Origin of the sequence: Methylomonas albis (assembly GCF_014850955.1) — a bacterium.
GTDB lineage: Bacteria > Pseudomonadota > Gammaproteobacteria > Methylococcales > Methylomonadaceae > Methylomonas > Methylomonas albis.
This window is the reverse complement of sequence record NZ_JACXSS010000001.1, coordinates 1,846,326-1,867,784: the sequence shown is the minus strand read 5'-3', so window position 1 is coordinate 1,867,784 and position 21,459 is coordinate 1,846,326. Positions and strand designations below refer to the sequence as shown.

Sequence of the window (21,459 nt, the reverse complement as noted above, 5' to 3'; positions counted from 1 at the left end):
CCACGGAACGCAACGATGAAAAACACAATTTTGGTGACGGGTGGAGCCGGCTACATCGGTAGCCATACCTGCGTAGAGCTACTGAATAACGGTTTGGAGGTCATCGTGGTCGATAACCTGAGTAACAGTAAAATCGAGTCGCTGAAACGCATCGAAACCATTACCGGGCAAAAACCCGGCTTCTATCAAGCCGACATTACCGACCAAGCCGCGCTACGCGAGATTTTTAGTACACATAAAATCGATGCTGTGATTCATTTCGCCGGCTTGAAGGCCGTCGGCGAATCCTGCCAGCAACCCTTGAGTTATTACCGCAACAACATCTACGGCACCCAAGTGTTGCTGGAGACAATGAATGAGTTTGCGGTAAAAAGATTGGTATTCAGCTCCTCGGCAACTGTTTACGGTGACCCGCACCGCGTACCGATTCTGGAAAGCTTTCCGCTACAAGCCACCAATCCCTATGGACGTACCAAACTATTTATCGAAGAAATCCTGCGTGATGTCAGTAATGCCGACAGCTTGAACAGCAACAAGCAGCCTTGGCAATTCACGATACTGCGCTATTTCAACCCCATCGGCGCGCACAGCAGCGGCTTGATAGGTGAAGACCCTAACGGCATCCCCAATAACCTGATGCCGTTTTTGTCGCAAGTCGCCATCGGCAAATTACCGATATTGTCGGTGTTCGGCGACGATTACCCAACCAAGGACGGCACCGGTGTACGCGATTACATCCATGTGGTGGATTTGGCGCAGGGTCATATCAAAGCCTTGCAATACCTGCTCGGCAAAACAGCCGATACCGCCGTTTGTGAGGCGATTAATTTGGGAACTGGCAACGGCTACAGTGTGTTGGAAATGGTGAATACTTTTATCGAAGTCACCGGCCAAGCAGTGCCCTATAAAATCGCGCCACGCCGAGCGGGCGATGTCGCCGCCTGCTACGCCGACCCAAGTTTGGCGGAAGCAAAAATTGGCTGGAAAGCAGAGCGGGATTTAAAGCAAATGATGACCGATACCTGGCGCTGGCAAAAACACAATCCCAACGGTTATCACTAAACGGACTCCGAAACCAATACCAGACCGCCGTTCTCAACACGGTTCCTGCCTTTGCGTTTAGCTTCGTAGAGTGCGGCATCGGCGGTTTGGATCAATTGCAAGGCAATCTCGGTAACCGGCTTTTTCTGTGAGCGACTGGCTTGGTAAGTCGCGACCCCAATTGAAATAGTCACCGGGATGACTTGGTCAGCATATTCCACCTGCAGCTTGGCAATGCTCAAGCGAATCCTCTCGGCGATTTCCGAGGCCGTACTTGCATCGCTTTGCGACAGCAAGGCCACAAACTCCTCGCCGCCATAGCGTGCCAGCACGTCATTATTCCGCAATACCTTCTTGATAACCCCGGCGACGACCGCCAACACATGGTCGCCTGCCTGATGTCCGAAGCCATCGTTGATACGTTTGAAGTAATCGATGTCCAAAAACAGACAAGACAAAGGTTCGCGATTGCGTTGACTGCGATCCAGCTCTTCCTCTATGCGTTGTTCCAAAAAACGCCGGTTGTTCACGCCAGTCAAAGGATCGACCAAACTGGTACGACGCATGGTTTCGACGTTAAGATTATTTTCCAGACAAATACTGATGACCGAGGCAATGTGTTCGACAAAATCGGTGGCCATGCCTTGCATGAAACGCTCGTTATGATAACTACCCAGGTTCAACGAACCCAAATACTTATCCCGACGAATCAGCGGAGCAATGACCACTGAGGCGGGCTTTTGTTGATTGGATTCGGAGAAAAACTTCTCGCAGGCCGTGGTTTGATAGCTACCCAGAAACGGTTGATCGGACAGGCCAAAACTATGCCGCAATTGCCATTCGCTACTCGCCAAAAACAGCCCTTCCCTGTCCTGATAATTATAATTATCCACTTCCAGATAACTGGCAATTTCGTTTTTTGCGTCGATCAAACACAGGCTGATTACGTCCAGATCGAATAGTGCCTTGGCCTCACCAAGAATGAACTCTATCATTTCCGCCAGCGAACTAAGTCCCAGCAGGCGCATTTCAAAGCTTTGCAAACGCTTTAAAGTTAGGCTGTTATGTTGGACGCGGTTGAGCATGCCGTCCAAGTGACTTTCCAACACGCGTAAATCTGTTGTTATATCCTGTTCCAAGCTCAGCCCCACCTGCTTAATCAAGGGGATAAGACTAGCAGTTTTCGGCGTAAAAGTGTGCATCTATGATGCAGTCATGGCCCAGTTAACGTTCATTAAGACACCTTAAGATTCAGGCATTTCACGCATACGATGCGGCATTTGCCGCAATCAATAACCACATTCCACACTCCTTTACTTATAAAAATCAATACACTCGGCTAGTGGATTAAATTTTGCTTAGCATCCAGTCTAACTGGGTTTAAACCAAGCACATCCACGCCATGAACAGCATCACCTTCGACATCGACGATTTATTTCTGAGCCATCGCGATTCGTTGATTCACACCATTTTCGGCATCGTCGGTTGCCCGCAAACCGCCGAAGACCTGGCGCATGAAACTTACATAAAAATGCTGCACGCTCTGGAGAACCAAAACATCAGTTACCCGCGACCGTTTCTGTATCAAATCGCGAAAAACCTGGCACTGGATCACCTACGTAAAGAACGTGTTCGCCAACGTGCAGACGACGCAAAAACGGCTGATACCGACGACGACATATCGCTGCTGGACAATTTGCCGGCCGACACGCCAACACCCGAACAGCAAGCTTCCGATCAACAAGAACTGGTATTGATGTTGGCAGCGCTTGAGCAATTATCCGAACGGCGCAGGCAAATTCTGGTGTTGCACAAATTTCATCATTGGAATTACGAACGGATTGCCACCTATTACGGCATATCACGCAGCGCGGTAGAGAAGAATGTGCAGGCAGCTCTAACCCACTTATTAGCCAGCCGGAAAGACTATCCATCACCCTAGGCAATACTGATTTTCCTTAGCAAAGCACCAATACTGATAAAATTCGCCAAATTGCCCAACCCGTCAACCGCCATGACTTTACGTTTTGATCAGGAAGTTCCAACGCTTGCTAATGTCCAAGATCAAGCACTCGCCTGGTTTGCCCGCTTACAAGACAATCAAATCGGCACGGCCGATCAAGCGGAGTTTGCCTGCTGGTTAGCCGCCGACCCTACACATCAAACCGCTTACGACAAAGTTGTACAACTCTGGCAATCGCCGGCATTGAACGCGGCCCTAAGCCAATACGCCAGCATCCCACTTCGGCCACCCGCACAGCGTAAATCGAAAATTCGGCGCTGGGCAGCGGCCGCCAGCTTCGTATTCCTTAGCAGTTGGTTTTTGGCAACAGGCGAATGGATACAGCGCTGGCAAGCGGACCTCACCACCGCCACCGGCGAGCAGCGCCGGGTAATACTGGCGGACGGTTCCTCGCTGGTTCTTAATACCGACAGCGCGGTAAAACTGGATTACGCCGGCCAACAGCGCGGCGTAACCTTGTTAAGCGGCGAGGCTTATTTTGAGGTGCAAGCCGACAAAGACCGGCCATTTATTGTGACTACAGAACAGGGCACAGTACGCGTCGTCGGCACCCGTTTCAGTGTCAAAACCGGCGATACTACCCAGGTGAATGTCGAAAGCGGCGTAGTGATTTGCAGTGCCCAACAAGGGCAAAACCGGCAATTAAGTGTCGGCCAACATACCGAAATCGATACCCAAGGCGTTGCGGAAATCAGCCCCATAGATACCGGCAAAACATTCGCCTGGCTGAAAGGCCGCCTGATCTTTCAAGATCAAACCCTGGCCGATGTCATCGCTGAACTGGATCGCTACCATCCCGGCGCTATCGTCATCGCCGACGCCAAGTTGGGCCAAACCCGTATCACCGGCAATTACAAACTGGAAGATACCGCAGCGCTGATTCGAACCCTGGCGGATATTGCGGGTGCCGAAACCGTCAATATCTCGCCTTATCTGACGGTGCTGAAAAGCTAAGTCCAAGCCCCGTCGTCGAGTGCTACCCAGGGTGCAAGTCGGCTCAAACTTCACCTCAATTACCAGCGCATTGGGCAACGCTACACTTGCCGATAAAAAAATCTCTTACCTAACTGTGTATTCCATTTTCTGAAACGTCTCGGTAGCCATGCGCTTTTTTTGCGCTGACTATTCACACCACAGACCAGGAGTATTCATGTATCGGCTACAGCCCATCGCACCCGGCGCATTACGTAAACTTGCCATCGCTATCGCTTTGACTTTACCGGCTATTGGGCCGCTGCCGGCTTATGCCGCCGAGGCCGGCCAAGCCGATAGCCTCAACGCCACACAACATTTCAATATCCCGGCTCAGGCCTTGACAGACGCTCTGAACGCCTTCATTGCTGCCAGTGACTGGCAAGTCGGTTTTCCGGCCGGCTTAGCCAAAGACACGCGCTCCAATGCGGTCGTTGGCACTTACACACCAGAACAAGCCTTGGATAAATTGCTGCACGGTACCGGCTTAAGTTACCGCTTAACGGGCGGGAATAGCGTGACGCTTGAGTTAGCACCCGACTCTCGTGCAACGGACACCACAACATTGTCAGCAGTAACGGTTACCGGGCAAAGGCGATACGATCCTAACGATCCGTACAACAGGGACTATTCGGTGCCCAACACCAGCTTCGCTACCAAGACTGACACCCCCATTATGGAGACGCCGTTAAACGTCCAGGTGATTCCGAAAGCGGTGTTGGATGACAATCAAGCAATCAAGCTCGACCAAGCAGTGAAATACGTCAGTGGCGTGACGACCGGCCAGGCGGCGGGCGGTTTGACGGACCAAGTGACCATACGCGGCTTCTATAACTACAATTTGTTTCGCAACGGCTTTCGTATCGACGCATCCGGGCCGGAAGGCACGCGAAACATGGCGAACGTGCAAAGTGTGGAAGTGTTGAAAGGTCCCGCCGCGATGCTGTACGGCCGCGTCGAACCCGGCGGCATGCTCAATATCGTCACTAAAAAGCCGCTGGATACCGCGTATTACGCATTCCAGCAGCAATTCGGCTCCTACGATTTATTCCGCTCCAGCCTCGATGCCACCGGACCGGTGACCGACCATAAGGATTTGTTGTACCGAATGAACCTCGCTTTCGAAAAAAGCGGTTCGTTCCGGGAAAACGTGGATTACGACAAACTGTTCGTCGCGCCGGTGCTGCAATGGAATATCAGTCCAGCCACCACCGCGTTGTTAGAACTGGAGTACCGCAAGGAAAACAATGTGTACGATCTTCACGCTCGGCCGTTGATTATCGACGGCACGAGGGCCGACGGCTCCTGGATCAATCCGCGTCTGGCGGATATTCCCCGTGAACGGAATTTAATGGAAGACAACCGCAATCACGTCGAAGACAAGCTGATCGGCTTGAATCTTACGCATAAATTTAACGACGATTGGGTATTGACCGAGCAGTTGAATATCCAGTTATTGGACCGGGACCGCTTGGTGATGCTGCCCGGCACGCTGCAAGCCGACCAGCGCACGCTGAACAGACGCATACTCACCAGCGACTTTTTCACAAACGACAGTTATTTTACGACCACCAATTTGACCGGCCATTTCGATACCGGATTTCTAAAACACACCTTGTTGATAGGCGGCGACTATTACCTGCAAGACATTAATTCGGTTGGTTACAGCAGCACGGTGGCAAGCACCATCGACATTTACAACCCTATTCATACCGGCAATCCGCCCATCGATCCGACGACGCGCGCCAGCCAGTCGTTTCATACCCAAACCGACTTCTACGGCATTTATTTGCAGGATCAAATCAAGCTGCCTTACAACGTCCACGTCATGGGCGGCTTCCGCTATCAAAACGTGGAGCAGTATGACGTGGTCGCCGGAACAATCGGCCAGAAAGCCGATGCGGTGACCCCGCAGGTCGGCGTTCTTTGGCAGCCGATTAACTGGCTGAGCCTTTATGGTAACTACGTCGAAAACTTTGGCGTCACCAACGGAAACTTGACTAGCGATAACTCGTTTTTGCCACCGGAAACCGCGGAACAGTGGGAGATTGGTTTTAAAACCGCATTTTTCGAAGATAGATTGACCAGCACGGTCGCCTATTACCAATTGACCAAGCGAAACATCGCCACCACCGATTTACTCAATCCGAGCTTCATGGTTGCGACTGGCGAAGCACAAAGCCGTGGCGTTGAGGTGGATGTTAAAGGTGAAATTTTGCCTGGATGGAACACCATTGCCACCTATGCGTATACCGAAACCGAAGTCCTTAAAGAAAACGACCCGAATAACATCAGAGTTGGCGGCGGCTTTCGTGGTATTCCCAAACACACCTCCACGCTGTGGACGACATACGATTTCCAGCAGGATTATCTGCGCGGACTCAAGGTTGGGGCCGGTTTGGAACTGGTCAGCGACAAGAAAGCCACTTTCGACAATCACGACTTTAGTTTCGCCGGCTACGGCGTTATAGACCTGTTGGCGGCGTACACGCGGAAAGTGGCGAAAACCAACGTCACGTTACAGCTCAACGTCACCAATTTATTGGACAAGGAATATGTCCACGACGGCTTTGCGATGCCATTCCAAACCCGCGCGACCTGGGGTACGCCCCGGTCTTTCATGGGTTCGGTCAAAGTTGAATTTTGACCGGGCAAGTCGCAAACAGCGGGAGTCCTTCCCGTTCTGTGCGATCGATCCGCCCCTGATTGTAAAGTGGCGCCAGCTCTGTCAAGTATCGTCATCTCGGCAGGGATTGCCGAGATCCAAGAGCCAAGGACGGCAAGCATCTAACGCATCCATGTCGCCTGGATTCCGGCAATCCCTGCCGGAATGACGTTGTTGCTTAAACCACTGTTTAATCGGGAGCCGCCTTGCGTTCTTTAGCCGAAATCGTTTTTTAAAATTTTTATGAAACTAGCCCTTGAGAATTTAATGTCCAGTAGCGCAAAGCTTCCCGCACCCAATGCCAGTGCTCGACGGTTAACGAAGCTTAAATCCCGTCGTAAAAGATGGCTGACAGTTCACCTTTATTTAGGTTTGAGTGCCGGATTACTGTTGGCCGTCGTCGGTCTGACCGGCGGCATACTGGTCTTTTATCTGGAAATGCAGGAAATACTGAACCCTGAGTTGTCCGTCGTTTCCTTACCCGCCGTAGAACAACGACACTTGCGTTCGTTAGACGACATCGTCGCTGCGGCGGAGAACGCCAAACCGCCCGGCAGCTATTTTTTTAAGGTGTATTACCCCCGAAAAGCCGACATAGCCTATAAATTTTTATATTATGTCCGGGAACAAAACCCGCCCGGCAAGGGCGACGGCTATTACATTTTTGTCGATCCTTACACTTCGCGGGTTCAGGGCTTGCAACTCTGGCATCCGAAAGACAAATACTGGGGCCGGCCCTTGGTGAGTTTCATCATGCAATTGCATTGGTGTTTACTACTCGGTAAAACCGGCGGCACCATCGTCGCGATTCTCGGCGCATTTTCGATTATTTCGGTATTGACTGGCTTGATCGTCTGGTGGCCGTTGACCGGCAAATTCAGACAAGCGCTGACATTCAAGGCCAAGGCGGGGCCGGTCCGGTTTAACTTCGATCTGCATAAAACCGTCGGCTTCTATTTCAGCATCGCGTTATTGCCGGTGCTGTTTTCCGGTATTTACATGACGCTGCCGGAGCGAATAGACGTTTTAGTAAAGCCGTTCTCGACGATTACCCGGCCGAATGCCTACAGCGGCATTCCGGAAACGATCGATAGCGCCAATCCGGTCGAGGGACAAGCGGCGATAAGCTTGTCGCAGGTGGAAGAAATTACGCAGAAAAACTACCCCGGCGGCCGGCTGTGGATGCTGAATGCACCCAAAGACAGAACCGACGTGTTCCGGGTCATGAAGCGCGATGTTGACGAATTAAGCCGCTTCGTCGGCTATCGGGAGATTGCCGTTGATCAATACAGCGGCGAAATTCTGAAAGTCTACGATTCCGGCACCGGCTCCAACGCCGATGCTTTTTACGATTGGCAATGGCCCTTGCATAGCGGCCACGCTTTCGGTTGGCCAGGGCGGATTATGGTATTGCTGGCGGGGCTAGCTTGCCCGATATTGTATCTCACCGGTTTTATTCGCTGGCTACAGAAGCGGCGGGCGAAGATTCAAAAAACAGTTCCCGTGCGTGGCACGGGAACATTTGGGTGACGATCAAGCCACTTGTTTAGCCTTATCCTGGTAGCTATCGATTTTATCGAAGTTCAGATAGCGATAGGTATCCGCACTGGTTTGCTCGATGCTCGCCGCGTATTGCATGTATTCCGCCACGGTTGGAATCTTGCCGAGTAATGAACATACCGCCGCCAGTTCCGCCGATGATAGATAAACATTGGCCCCGTTACCCAAACGGTTGGGGAAGTTACGAGTCGATGTCGATACCACCGTCGAACCTTCCGCCACCCTTGCTTGGTTGCCCATGCACAAGGAGCAACCCGGCATTTCGGTGCGAGCACCGACCTTGCCGAAGGTGCCGTAGTAGCCTTCTTCCACCAATTGATCCTGGTCCATCTTGGTCGGCGGCGCCACCCACAAACGAGTCGGCAAGGTGGCGGCTTTTTCCAGCAATTTGCCGGCCGCGCGGAAATGACCAATGTTGGTCATGCAGGAACCGATGAATACTTCGTCGATCTTGGTGCCGGCCACTTCCGACAGTGGTTTGATGTCGTCCGGATCGTTCGGGCAAGCCAGCAACGGTTCGGTGATTTGGTTCAAGTCAATTTCAATGATTTCCGCATATTCGGCATCTTTATCCGCTTCCATCAATACCGGATTAGCCAGCCAATCCTGCATGGCCTTGATGCGGCGCTGAATGGTTCTGACATCGCCGTAACCTTCGGCAATCATCCATTTCAGCAGGGTGATATTGGAATTGAGATATTCGCGGATCGGGGCTTCGTTGAGCTTGATCGTACAACCACCGGCCGAGCGTTCCGCAGACGCGTCGGACAACTCGAACGCTTGCTCGACTTTCAAATCCGGCAAACCTTCGATTTCCAGAATCCGTCCGGAAAATACATTTTTTTTGCCTTGCTTAGCCACCGTCAACGAGCCGCTTTTTAATGCCGCATAAGGAATCGCGTTGACTAAATCGCGCAAGGTAATGCCTGGCTGCATCTGTCCTTTGAAGCGGACCAACACCGATTCCGGCATGTCGAGCGGCATCACACCTGTCGCAGCGGCGAAAGCGACCAAACCTGATCCGGCCGGGAAGGAAATGCCAATCGGGAAGCGAGTATGGGAATCGCCGCCGGTGCCGACGGTATCCGGCAACAACATGCGGTTCAGCCAGGAATGAATCACGCCATCGCCCGGACGCAAGGAAACACCGCCGCGCGTCATGATAAAGTCCGGTAACGTATGTTGCATTTGTACATCGACTGGTTTGGGATAGGCGGCGGTATGACAGAACGATTGCATCACCAAGTCCGCCGAAAAACCTAAGCAAGCCAAGTCTTTCAATTCGTCGCGGGTCATCGGCCCGGTAGTGTCTTGGGAGCCAACGGTGGTCATTTTCGGTTCGCAATAGCTCCCCGGTCTGACACCGGCCACACCACAGGCTTTACCGACGATTTTTTGCGCCAGCGTATAGCCCTTGCCGGTATCGACAGCTTCGCCCAAGCGGCGAAACACATCAGAGGCCGGTAAGCCCAAAAATTGCCGGGCGCGGTCGGTCAAGCCCCGGCCGATGATCAACGGAATCCGGCCGCCGGCGCGGACTTCGTCGAAAATCACTTCGGTTTTCAAGGCAAACTCGCAGATTACTTCATCAGTGCCGTGGCGCTTGACCGCGCCTTGATAGGGATAAATGTCGATCACATCACCCATCGCCATGCCGGTCACATCGCATTCGATTGGCAATGCGCCGGAATCTTCCATGGTGTTGAAGAAAATTGGTGCAATTTTGCTGCCTATGCAAACGCCGCCGCCGCGCTTGTTGGGGATAAACGGAATGTCATCACCCATGAACCACAAAACCGAGTTGGTGGCGGATTTGCGCGAGGAACCGGTGCCGACCACATCGCCCACATAAGCCACCGGAAAGCCCTTAGCTTTGAGTTCGGCAATTTGCTGTTCGGCGTTGGTGATGCCGTCGCGCGGCATTTTCAGCATGGCTTTGGCGTGCAAGGGAATATCCGGCCTAGACCAAGCATCCGGTGCTGGCGAAAGGTCGTCAGTATTGGTTTCGCCGGTCACTTTGAACACGGTCACCGTGAGTTTCTCCGGCACTTCCGGTTTAGCGGTAAACCATTCCGCATCCGCCCAGGATTGCAAAACTTGCTTGGCGTAAGCGTTGCCTGCTTCGGCTTTTTCTTGCACATCGTGGAAAGCATCAAATATCAGCAGAATTTGCGATAAGGCCTTGGTAGCAATGGGGGCCAAGGCGGCGTTGTCCAGCAGTCCGATAAGCGGCGCGACGTTGTAACCGCCCAGCATGGTACCGAGCAATTCGGTGGCTTTTTCCGAGCTCAACAACGGCGATGTGGTTTCGCCGTTGGCCACGGCAGTCAGAAAGCCCGCCTTGACGTAAGCGGCTTCATCGACGCCGGCTGGAATGCGATTCGCCAGCAAATCCAATAGAAAATCGGCCTCCCCAGCTGGCGGATTTTTCAGTAACTCAACCAGCGCCGCGACTTGCTCAGCATCCAGCGGTTTAGGGACGATGCCTTCGGCGGCGCGTTCTGCGACATGTTTTCGGTATTGTTCTAGCATAGATTTGTCCTGAAAAAACGGTGCGCCCGACAAGCGGGGCGGGGAAACAAAAGATTAATTAATCACAGCCGCCGAGTTTTCCAACCCGGCTTGCTGTTCGAGCAAAAAAGGTACGCACATTATCGATTTCGACCCGTGCGTAAAATCGGCCACGCTTAAGGTCAAATCGACAGATGCGAACGCCACGTCATCGCCACGGAAATAGTGGTTGTGCCTTCATAAGACCACCCTCCTTCATTTTAATCGATCACTCCATCGCATCGACGATGGCTTGCCCCATTTCCTTGGTGCCGTATTTACTGTCAGGGCTCAAGTCTGGGGTGACATAAACACCGCCATTCACGACTTTTTCAATCGCGTTTTGCATGCGGATTGCAGCTTCGTGTTCGCCCAAATGATTCAGCATCATCACGCCACCCATCATGACGGCGGTCGGATTGGCGATATTTTTGCCGGCAATGTCCGGCGCACTGCCGTGTACCGCTTCGAACAGGGCTGCGTCGACACCAATGTTGGCGCCGGGAATCAAGCCCAAACCGCCCACCAAACCGGCGGTCAGATCGGACAGAATGTCACCGAACATATTGGTGGTTACCACCACGTCGAATTGTTCGGGTTTCATGACCATGTGCATGCACGCCGCATCGACGATTTTTTCGTCGAACTCGATATCCGGGTATTTAGCCGCGATTTCCCGCGCTGCTCTCAGGAATAAGCCCTGCGTGTATTTAAGAATATTAGCCTTATGGCAAACCGTGACTTTTTTGCGGTCGTTGTCGATTGCGTATTTGAATGCATATTCAACGATACGTTCCGAACCGGCTTTGGTCACTACGGCCAAACTCTCGGCAATGTCTTTAGCCGGGGTCAGATAATGTTCCAAACCAACGTAAAGGCCTTCGGTATTTTCGCGGACGATGACAATATCGACGTCGTCGTAACGGGTTTTTACGCCTTTCCAGCTTTTCGCCGGCCGCACGTTGGCATAAAGATCGTATTGTTTACGCAGTTCCACGTTGATGCTTCTAAAACCTTCCCCCACCATCGTGGTTAACGGCCCTTTGAACGCCACCCTAGTCTGGGCGATGGATTCCATCGTGGCATCCGGCAGCGGCGTGCCGGTTCTTTCATACGCCGACATGCCGGCGTCCGCCTCATGCCAATGAATTTTCGCACCCGAAGCGTTGATCACCGCCACCGCGGCGTCCATGATCGAAGGACCAATACCATCACCTTTAATCAACGTGACGTTATGCATTCATTTCTCCTAACTTGATGTTTAAAAAATAACAACTCACTCGACGCGCTTGGCTATATCACGTTTGAGCGATCAATTCGCCCTCAGGGTAAAGCGTCAATATAATGAGCAATAATACACAGTTTCTCGGCCAACCGCATGGGCAAGCCGCATACAAATATGCCTTAACTAATGGCGTCCTCGGGCTGTATCAGCCAAACTCACCCGATAAATCCAGCAAAATTCATACCCAAGCACACGCATAAGCTCGGCTCGCCGATAATCGACATCCGGCGAACAAAAAAGCGGTATCATCAAACCAGCATTATTTCCGCCCAAATCCCTAAAGCGATTAATCATGATCACCGTCGATAAGCTGACTTTCGAATACCCCGGCCTGCGCGCTCTGGACGATGTGTCGTTCACCATTGCCGCCGGTAGCATCACCGCGCTGGTTGGGCCCAACGGCGCCGGTAAAACCACCTTACTTCGTTGCATGGCCGCTCTGGATCAACCCGTCAGCGGCTCCATCAATATCGCCGGCATCGACGTATTGGAACAGCCGCGCGATTGCCACCGCATCATTGGCTATTTATCTGATTTTTTTGGACTCTATCAACGCTTGACCGTACGGCAATGCCTGCATTATGTCGCCCGTGCCCAAGGTATTCCCGAATCCGCTTGCGAGCCCGCCATCAACGATGTCAGCCGGCGTTTACATATTCAGGACCGTTTGGAGAACCACCCAAGCGAGTTATCACGCGGTTTGCGGCAAAGAGTAGCCATCGCCCAGGCCATCATCCACAAACCGCCGGTGGTATTGCTCGACGAACCGGCCTCCGGCCTGGATCCGGAAGCCCGCCACAAACTGGCTGAGCTATTTCTGGATTTGCAAGCCCAAGGCATGACGTTATTAGTCTCCTCTCATATCCTCGCCGAACTGGAAGCCTACTGCACCGATATGCTGGTGTTGCGCCAGGGCCGAATCGTCGAGCAAGTTGCGGTAAAAGCGCCGGCCTTGCTCAAACCGTTTAATTTGCTGCTGGCTAATCCGGTAGAAAACCTGCTGCGGCTCCTGCAATCCGTGCCTGATATTAAGGTGTTGAATTGCGACGATAAACAACAAGCCCTGTTACAAATACACGGCGACGCTGCACAACAACACCAGCTATTAAAGGCCTTGATCGCGTTGGATTTACCAGTCTGCGAATTTGCCCCGGCCGCCAGCAATCTGCAAGACACTTACCTGCAAACCATCCGCCAACAGCCATGAATCTAAATCCCGAATTTCAACGCCAACTGATTTTGGAATGCTCGCAAGCCCGGCTGGTAGGCGCACCTGCAGTGCTAGGCGCGATATTTACTTTAACGTATTCGCTGGACAACTACCGGCTAGGTAATTTAACCGCGCAAGCCGCACTCACACTGTTTATGCTGATTACTCTGCTGTGGGGCACCCGGCAAAGCCTGGACAGCATCGTCGAGGAATACCGGGACCGCACCTGGGATACGCAACGCCTGTCGGCTCTCGGCCCTTGGCAAATGGCCTGGGGCAAACTGCTGGGCAGCACCAGCATGGCCTGGTATTGCGCCGGCATATGTTTGCTGGTCCACGCGCTAGCTACCGACAATCCGGCCGCCCTGCCCTTGCTGTTTTTTGAGGCGATTGGTACGGCGTTATTGGTGCAAAGCGCAGGTCTTTTGCTGGGTTTACTGGCGGCACAACGCGGTCAGCTTAAAACCGGGTCGATACTGATTTTGGTATTAGTGGGTTTTATTGTCATCATGCCGCCGCTATCCGATTTAACCGATACCGCCAATTATTTGCCCGACAATTCACAAAGCAGTTCTTGGTACAGCCTGACGGTGAACGCCCAGACTTTGCACCAAATCAGCCTATGCTGCGCATTATTCTGGTGCGTAATGGGCAACTATCGACTGCTGGCGCAAGACTTGGGTTTACGAAATTTGCCTTGGGCCTGGTTGGGATTTACGCTGTTTTTGATCGTCTACTTAGGCGGCTTTATTCCGAGCTCGAGTTATTCGTTTTCCTTGGCTGCATTTGCGGTGTGCAGTGTACTGACTTATATCGGTGTGGTTGTCGAACGTCACGAACCGATGCGCATCAAACGCTTGCTAGATTATTGGCGACAAGCCAACTGGCGCCGAGTGGGCGAGGAACTACCGCTAAGCGCGCTGAGCTTTGCGCTGAGCATGCCGTTTGCCCTTTTTCTAAGTTTTCACGAACAGCCATTTGCCTGGCTGAACATCTCCTTACATTCCTATCCTCTGGCAATAGCATTATTGGTGTTGCGGGATTGCGCCGTGTATCTATTCTTTTGCTACGGCAAAAATCCGCAACGCGCCTTCAGCCTGAGTTTGTTATCGGCCGCGCTACTGTACGGCATTCTGCCTGGCTTGTTCGGCGCGATCGGGATGAGCAGTATATCGGCGCTATTTTTTCCGCTGTGGGCCGATTCGGCAATTGGCGCGCTGAGCATTGCAACTTTGCAATGCGCATTGATTTTAAGCATCCTTTATCAACGCTGGAAACTGAGTATTTAAAGGCTGACGAACATGTCTATACGTTAGTTAGATCTGCTTGCTTAAGCCTCTCAGAACAGTGAGAATACCAACCGGAGCTAAAAAAATTACATTAACTTGGCTATCGGAAGGGCTAATGCGCCAATAGGCATGGCCCAACGCGATGGTTGCGACTGGAACCCGCGACGTGCGCAAACCCAACCCGTTTATCGACCATCTATCCAGCAAGGCGTTTTTCCGAGCACCCGCCAGTCGCCCGTTTGCGCATTTTCAGAATTTAACGCTGTCATTCAGCCCCACCAAACTATTTGCCATCCCGGAGTTTGATGAAGACAGCGAACAGCAATTTTGGGAAGAGCGTTATCGGGTATTGCTCAGCCCCTTAAAATGGGCTTTGGCCTTGGGCGCTACTGCTTTCCTGGCCTATACACTGCTTGATCTGCAAATTGGTAATACCGCAAACGCCGAAGCCTTCTTAAGACTACCCATCGTCTTGGTGCTTTTGGGTTTATTCAGATACTTGCATGTCGAATTGGCTGCCGTATCAAACATTAATACCATAGCTAAACTCAGCGCCGGACTTTCCGCAGCCAACTTAATCGTCGTCTTGTTATATGACGGCAACCCCCGCTACTACGCTGAAATCTGGCCGGCCCTGCTACCCATGTATTTTTTCAGTTACGGGCAAATGTTTATGTCACTGCGGGCGACCATAGGCTTTGGCTGGGGCACCGCGCTGGCAATGCCGCTGGCCGGATATTCGCTAGGTTTGACCATTATCGACTTGATCCCGTCCATTCTGAATCTAGCGATCGTTAACGTGTTTGGGGTTTGCACTCGATGTCAATTGGAAACCTACGCCCGCAACTCGTTCCGAGAAAAACGCAAAGTGGAATTAATCGCCGAACGCAAAAGCCGTTTCTTGCACCAGCTCAGCCATAATTTGCGCCAACCGCTGCAGGCCCTGAGTTGTTATTCCTCGGTTATGGAAGCGGCTTGCGGCGAACCCGCTAGCCAGCATTTGCAACATGTCGCTAGCCGTATGGGATTGGCGATAGACGAACTAAACCGGGCCATCAACCATATTCTGGACATCGGCAATCTGGAAAACGGCAGCCAACAGCCATTATTAACCCATGTTGAGATTAACCTGCTGCTATCCGCGCTGGAAAACCAGTTTGCGCCGCAAGCTGCCAAACGTGGGCTGAACTTAATCGTGCGCCTGCGCCAAAGCCCCCCATACAACGTCTATAGTGACATCAGCATTTTGAGCCAAATCACCGGCAACCTGCTGGATAACGCCATCAAATATACTCAGAGCGGCTGGATCGTCGTAGCGGCAGTCAAAACTGGCCCCAACCGTTTGAAACTACATGTCCGAGACAGCGGCCCCGGCATTGCGGACGATGTCCGTGTCGATATTTTCAAGGAATTCGTGCGCGGCCAACGCCGTCGCAACGACACGGCGGCGCCGGGTTTGGGCATTGGTCTGGCTTACGTCGCCACGGCCATCCAGCATCTGCCGGACCACGAGCTGGCGCTGCACTCCAAACCCGGACACGGCTGCGATTTTCAACTGACATTACCCGTCACTCAACACCAGCAACCCGCGCTGGAATCGCACGCGCCAACCGGCGATTTCGCCGGCCGTTTTATCTTGGCCGTGGACGACGATGCCGACATGCTGGAGGCCTTAAGCTGCCAGCTGCAGGCCTGGGGCTGCGAGATACAAACTGCCAGTTCGCTGGCCGAAACCCGATTGGCCCTAGCCGACAACGTGCGCATCCCGGACTTGTTGATCACCGATTTTCTCCTTAGCAACTCTGAGACCGCGCACGACATCATCGCCGCCGTTTACGCCGACTGCGGTCCGGTGCCAATTTTGGTATTGTCGGCAGAAGGTATCAACGATTCGGAAAAAGCCAAATGGCCGACCGACACCTGTTTGCTGCGAAAGCCGGCGAAGTCGGATATGTTGATGGGGATGATGGCCAAGGCAATGGGCCTGAGTTGACGGATTGGCGATACGGATGCTATTTCCCACTCACTCCGGGATTAAGTTAAGCCGTTCGTGGTCGATTTTACGAATGCAGGAGTTAGAGCAACGCCGGAGTTGCCGCTTACCCGCCGGGTGAATTAGAAATCCCTCTCCCCCTGCTGTCGCCACTCACTTCCCCGCCCCCGACAAACCAAACACAATCCCCTGCTCGAACAACTTGACTAACAACTCGGTCCGCCGCGACACACCGAATTTCTGAAAAATCGGCCGCAAATGATTCCGGACCGTCTGTTCCTGAATATTCAATTGTTTCGCAATTAGTTTGTTGGTATGCCCGCAGGCAATCCAGCGCAAAATCTCGAACTCGCGCGGCGTTAAACCCAAGCTGGCCGGACTGGTCGCCGGGCGTATGCCTGTCGTGGTTTGATCACCAGAAGTTAAAAGCGTCGAACTACCGACAATAGTCGCCGGCAAATACACCTTGCCGGACAACACATCGCGCAAGGCTTCGGTGAACACCTGACGGGAGACAGTCTTAACCACAAACCCCATCGCCCCGGACTTTAAAGCCTGAAACACCAACTCCCTATCTTCCACTCCGGAAAACATCACGACGCACAAGTCCGGAAACTCCTGTTTCAACTCAACTAAACCTGCCAGACCACTCCGATCCGGCAATTGCAAATCCAGCAATACCAAATTTAACGGCTGCTCCCGAGCAATTGCCAAGCCGCCGGTAAAACTCTCCGCCTCGAACACCTGTATATCCGGGTAGATCTGTTTCAACAAACACGCCACGCCCTCCCGGGCGCAGAAGTGGTCGTCTATGAGTAGGACGTTCATCTATGAATAGCCTATCGAAGATAACGTAAGGCTGAATTCTAACGCTAAACAGCCGAGTAAGTAGCCAGTACGTTTGTACTGGTACGAAACGTCACTGGATAACAGCCGTTAGTTACCGCAAAATCCGAGCAAGTGCCAAAACAGCGATTTTCAATTTCAAATTAGGGTGCAAACCATGGCCAGAAACTATCGATACACCTTGGGGTGGCGACCGGATTTACCGGACATCCGCGACTATCAACCGGAAAGCGATAGTATCCAAAAGATACTCAGTAAATCGGAAGCCTTAAAAGCCGCACCCAAACAATTACCAGCTTCCGTAGACCTGCGGTCTTGGTGCTCGCCTATAGAAGATCAGGGCGATCTAGGCTCCTGCACCGCCAACGCCGGTGTTGGCCTGATCGAATACTTTGAGCGGCGAGCCTTTGGCAAACATCTGGATGCCTCCCGTTTATTTCTATACAAAGCCACCCGTACCCTGGCCGGCGATAAAGGCGATTCCGGCGCACAGCTCCGCGACACCATGAAAGCCCTGGTGTTATTCGGCGTACCGCCCGAACAATATCATCCTTACGATATTGCCCAATTCGATCAGGAACCCACGGCGTTCTGCTACGCCTTCGCGCAAAATTACAAAGCCCTGCAATATTACCGCCTAGACCCGCCCGGCACGCCGTTATCCAAACGCTTGAACATCATCAAAACCAATCTGGCTGCCAAACTACCGTCGATGTTCGGTTTTTCCGTTTACAACTCGATTTACGACACGGCCAACAAATCCGGCGAAATTCCTTATCCAGGCCCCGGCGACAAACTGGTCGGCGGCCATGCCGTTGTCGCCATCGGCTACGACGACACCAAGAAAATCGGCAAAACCAAAGGCGCGTTATTGATTAGAAACTCCTGGGGTGATACTTGGGGCCAAAAAGGTTACGGCTGGTTGCCCTATAAATATATTGAGGATGGTTTGGCGGATGATTTTTGGTCGTTGATTAAGACGGGGTATGTGGATACTGAATTGTTTAATTGATTTTTTTATACAAGAAAAATTTTTATTCGACAAAAAATATAGCGGACTATAGATACCTCATATCCCGACAAGTTAACCTTTACCGCTCACAGGAATGCATATCTATTATAAAAAATAACATCCTTAATATAACCTTACTTTTGATAAAAAACAACATCGAGACACAATAAATTAAGTAACACAGCCTTATATTAACTTTAATATATATAAAAATACAAAATACTTACAGCATATATTATTTAAAATTAAATAATACTTTATAATCGGAGATCATAGCAAATGGGTTATAGACACTTACAAAAAACAATTTCTTTAGTTGTTGTTGGCTCCATTGTTACTTTCGAAACAGGATGCCAATCGTTAAAAGGATATCCTGATAGAACAGTTGACATAAGCGCTGAAATTAAGCCTCTTGAAGACTATTTCACAGCAAAAATAATAGAAACATATAACAAAAAAACTGGCGAAGATAAAAAACTTTACCGTGATGAAGTTGTACATGGTCGCCTTCGAGCGATTGATTTGCAATTTGAGGCCTTCGAAAAACAAATTCAATTAGAAAAGAATTCAATGGATATGGGAATAGATTTGGCCGTATTAGGCCTAAGCGGAGCCGGAACCATGGCCGGAGGGGCCGCTACAAAAGCGATTCTTGCCGCAATTTCAGGCGGACTAACCGGAGCAGATCTTTCAATAGATAAATCTTTGTACTACGAAAAGACTATGCCAGTTCTTTTTTCCCAAATGGAAGCGATGAGAGCTACTCAACTTGTGAATATTTACAAAGGGCTCGAACAAGATACTAGTCGATATCCACTTTCTCGTGCTTTATTTGATATAGATACTTATTATAAAGTTGGCACAATTCCTGGAGCAATTGTAGGCATAACAACTGCAGCTGGCGCCTCGCATGAAGAAGCAAATAAAAATATCGAAAAGATACTAGAAGGAAATTTCATGAAAGATAGGGCTGGAGATATTTTGAGAGAGTTTTGGAAGCCAGACGGTGAAAATATTAATACTGAAAATCAAAATCGGATAAAGACATGGATGGAAAGCAATGGCTTTGATTCCAACGCAATAACTTTATTTTTGAGGGATTCTACTAAAGCAGATGCCCGCGTTAAGGCAATATCCGACTTAGGTATTGACAAGAAGTAATTTTTTTTAATTTCAAAATACATTATATTTTTAGTCGAGGTAGTTATGAAAAAAACAGTTGTGATTCACGATGTCCCCAAAGAAGACTTAATTGAAGTAGAAAAAGATTTAAAAAGCGAAGGCTATAACACTACACATTATGAAGAACCAGACGGTCAATATACCGTAATCGGCACAAAGAATATAAGCTAGAGCTAGGTGTTATAATAATTTAAACAGTTCCTTAGTTTTTATCTTGAAAACCAGGAATCCAAAAATCAGCTGCAGCCTGGAGGTCTGTGACGGTTCATTTTCATAGAACCATTCTTCTGATTGTAGAAATAGTTTAAGCGTATTTTTTGAGGAAAGATAATGGCAAGAGATATAAGTAAAGCAGTTGAATTAATTAAATCGTTTGAAGGCATACCTGACGGTGACCCATCGACAGTCAATTTAGATGCGTATCTATGTCCGGCAGGTTACTGGACGATTGGCTGGGGACATGTGGTAATAGACTCGAACGGAAGTCAGGTCAAAGGTGTTTCTAATAAACCTATAGCCCGCGCAATTTATCCCAATGGCATCACAAAGGCCGAAGCAGAAATTTTGCTACAAGACGATGTCAGAAAGTTTTCTACTGGCGTTGAAGATGCAATACATGTTCAGATTAGCGATACGCGCTTCTGCGCCTTAGTCAGTTTCGCATTTAATATTGGTATTGGCGCATTCAGAGACTCAACATTGACCAAGTTATTAAATCAAGGCGAAACAACTCAAATACCCTCTCAACTTCTACGGTGGACAAAATCTGGCGGGAAAGAATTAGCTGGTTTAAAGCGAAGAAGAACTGCCGAAGCGGAACTCTGGAATTCCGTAGCTTCCTAAAAAATTGGAGAATATCATGTCGAATTTGAATATTGGCGGGGCGGTAGCGCGTAATTTTGGCGGATCTTGGACACACCGTAGACGAATTATTTATTGGACTCTGGGATTCTGTGCGTTTTGTATACTTTGGTTACTATTTTTTGGAAAAGGTGATAATAGACTGCAAGAAACAATCGCTGAATCCGCCTTTTTCCTTGCTGGTGGCGTAATAGGCTCTTATGTATTTGGCGCAGTATGGGACGATAAAACGGCGATAAGTTCAACAATCAAAACAAACGTCGATACTGAATCAAAAGGCGATACCGTTACAGGTACCGATGTAGTTGATGACCCTGACAAATAGGAACTTATTGTTTCAATGACATTTGAGAAGAATCGAAGATACAATATGAAAGGAGCCGCAAATGAGCAGTTTTAAATTGGGTGAAAAATCGCTAAAAGAATTAAATGGTGTTCATACAGATTTAGTAGCGGTTGTAAAACGAGCTATCGAACTATCAGTGCAGGATTTTTCTGTTCACGATGGCATTCGCACCTTAGAGGAGCAAAAAGAATTGGTCAGACAGGGCGCATCTCAAACATTGGATTCCAGACATATCACAGGACATGCTGTAGATTTGGTGCCGTATATAAACGGTAAGTTGCGTTGGGAATGGGAGCCTATTTATAAAATTGCCGATGCAGTGAGAATAGCCGCCAACGAGTTAGGCATTCCAATCCGCTGGGGAGGCGCTTGGGATGTTGCATTTACGGAAACAACCGACTCGCCGGCGGATTTAGTAGCAGATTATGTTGCTCGACGGAAAAAAGCCGGGAAAAAAGCGTTTATTGATGGTCCGCACTTTGAATTGCCGAAAACCAAATATCCGTAGGGGTAAAGCTATGAATTTTATGGTTTCCACAGCCATCCTGAGGAACCCTAAGAGCGGCCGCTGAATTTCTTTCTGGCGGTCCGCGACCAGGTGTGTACCCATCCGTTGAACAAGCT

Annotated in this window: 18 protein-coding genes; 14 read left to right on the top strand and 4 right to left on the bottom strand. The window is 50.5% G+C overall.

From position 1 onward, the window contains the following. Positions 1-15: 15 nt before the first annotated feature. A complete protein-coding gene (gene galE, locus EBA_RS08635; RefSeq protein WP_192374333.1) occupies positions 16-1,062 on the top strand; it encodes a UDP-glucose 4-epimerase GalE in 1,047 nt (348 codons plus the stop codon). Here galE and EBA_RS08630 read toward each other — a convergent pair. Next, positions 1,059-2,243, bottom strand: coding sequence for a sensor domain-containing diguanylate cyclase (locus EBA_RS08630; RefSeq protein ID WP_225616039.1), 1,185 nt, complete (start codon positions 2,241-2,243; stop codon positions 1,059-1,061). The genes galE and EBA_RS08630 overlap by 4 nt on opposite strands. A gap of 200 nt (positions 2,244-2,443) precedes the next feature. On the opposite strand from EBA_RS08630, the gene EBA_RS08625 reads away from it, so the two are divergent. The 4 genes from EBA_RS08625 (at position 2,444) to EBA_RS08610 (ending at position 8,231) form a co-directional block, all read left to right on the top strand. Further along, positions 2,444-2,983 (top strand): RNA polymerase sigma factor, encoded by a 540-nt coding sequence (locus EBA_RS08625; protein WP_192374331.1) that lies wholly within the window; start codon positions 2,444-2,446, stop codon positions 2,981-2,983. Between the two features lie 72 nt (positions 2,984-3,055). After that, positions 3,056-4,018 carry a FecR family protein gene (locus EBA_RS08620; RefSeq protein WP_192374329.1) on the top strand — a complete coding sequence of 321 codons (963 nt, stop codon included), beginning with the start codon at positions 3,056-3,058 and terminating at the stop codon, positions 4,016-4,018. Between the two features lie 196 nt (positions 4,019-4,214). Then, on the top strand, positions 4,215-6,683 hold the full coding sequence (locus tag EBA_RS08615) for a TonB-dependent siderophore receptor (RefSeq protein ID WP_192374327.1): 2,469 nt from the start codon (positions 4,215-4,217) through the stop codon (positions 6,681-6,683). A 390-nt stretch (positions 6,684-7,073) separates the two neighbouring features. Then, positions 7,074-8,231 carry a PepSY-associated TM helix domain-containing protein gene (locus tag EBA_RS08610; protein WP_229427399.1) on the top strand — a complete coding sequence of 386 codons (1,158 nt, stop codon included), beginning with the start codon at positions 7,074-7,076 and terminating at the stop codon, positions 8,229-8,231. A 3-nt stretch (positions 8,232-8,234) separates the two neighbouring features. On the opposite strand, the gene acnB is transcribed toward EBA_RS08610, so the two are convergent. After that, on the bottom strand, positions 8,235-10,793 hold the full coding sequence (gene acnB / locus EBA_RS08605; protein WP_192374324.1) for a bifunctional aconitate hydratase 2/2-methylisocitrate dehydratase: 2,559 nt from the start codon (positions 10,791-10,793) through the stop codon (positions 8,235-8,237). A 247-nt stretch (positions 10,794-11,040) separates the two neighbouring features. Continuing rightward, complete coding sequence (locus EBA_RS08600; RefSeq protein ID WP_192374322.1) at positions 11,041-12,051, bottom strand: isocitrate/isopropylmalate dehydrogenase family protein; 1,011 nt, start codon at positions 12,049-12,051, stop codon at positions 11,041-11,043. 337 nt (positions 12,052-12,388) lie between these two features. Between EBA_RS08600 and EBA_RS08595 the strand changes: the two genes are divergently transcribed. From EBA_RS08595 to EBA_RS08585, 3 genes are all read left to right on the top strand, one after another. Then, positions 12,389-13,303, top strand: a complete 915-nt coding sequence (locus EBA_RS08595) for an ABC transporter ATP-binding protein (protein ID WP_192374320.1) — start codon at positions 12,389-12,391, stop codon at positions 13,301-13,303. Then, positions 13,300-14,595 (top strand): ABC transporter permease, encoded by a 1,296-nt coding sequence (locus EBA_RS08590; RefSeq protein ID WP_192374318.1) that lies wholly within the window; start codon positions 13,300-13,302, stop codon positions 14,593-14,595. Before EBA_RS08595 ends, EBA_RS08590 begins: the two co-directional genes overlap by 4 nt. A gap of 142 nt (positions 14,596-14,737) precedes the next feature. Next, positions 14,738-16,588: a hybrid sensor histidine kinase/response regulator gene (locus tag EBA_RS08585; RefSeq protein ID WP_192374316.1), complete on the top strand. Its 1,851-nt coding sequence runs from the start codon at positions 14,738-14,740 to the stop codon at positions 16,586-16,588. Positions 16,589-16,741: 153 nt separating this feature from the next. Here EBA_RS08585 and EBA_RS08580 read toward each other — a convergent pair whose 3' ends face one another. Further along, a complete protein-coding gene (locus EBA_RS08580; RefSeq protein WP_192374314.1) occupies positions 16,742-17,416 on the bottom strand; it encodes a response regulator in 675 nt (224 codons plus the stop codon). Positions 17,417-17,591: 175 nt separating this feature from the next. Between EBA_RS08580 and EBA_RS08575 the strand changes: the two genes are divergently transcribed. The 6 genes from EBA_RS08575 (at position 17,592) to EBA_RS08550 (ending at position 21,343) form a co-directional block, all read left to right on the top strand. Further along, a complete protein-coding gene (locus tag EBA_RS08575) occupies positions 17,592-18,446 on the top strand; it encodes a C1 family peptidase (protein WP_192374312.1) in 855 nt (284 codons plus the stop codon). 279 nt (positions 18,447-18,725) lie between these two features. Beyond that, positions 18,726-19,607: a hypothetical protein gene (locus EBA_RS08570; RefSeq protein WP_192374311.1), complete on the top strand. Its 882-nt coding sequence runs from the start codon at positions 18,726-18,728 to the stop codon at positions 19,605-19,607. A gap of 45 nt (positions 19,608-19,652) precedes the next feature. After that, the gene (locus tag EBA_RS08565) at positions 19,653-19,799 is read left to right on the top strand and encodes a hypothetical protein (protein WP_192374309.1); all 147 of its coding nucleotides are present in this window, start codon (positions 19,653-19,655) and stop codon (positions 19,797-19,799) included. 159 nt (positions 19,800-19,958) lie between these two features. Continuing rightward, a complete protein-coding gene (locus EBA_RS08560; protein ID WP_192374308.1) occupies positions 19,959-20,471 on the top strand; it encodes a lysozyme in 513 nt (170 codons plus the stop codon). Positions 20,472-20,487: 16 nt separating this feature from the next. Further along, complete coding sequence (locus EBA_RS08555; protein ID WP_192374306.1) at positions 20,488-20,814, top strand: hypothetical protein; 327 nt, start codon at positions 20,488-20,490, stop codon at positions 20,812-20,814. 61 nt (positions 20,815-20,875) lie between these two features. Further along, positions 20,876-21,343: a M15 family metallopeptidase gene (locus EBA_RS08550; protein WP_192374305.1), complete on the top strand. Its 468-nt coding sequence runs from the start codon at positions 20,876-20,878 to the stop codon at positions 21,341-21,343. Positions 21,344-21,459 lie beyond the last annotated feature (116 nt).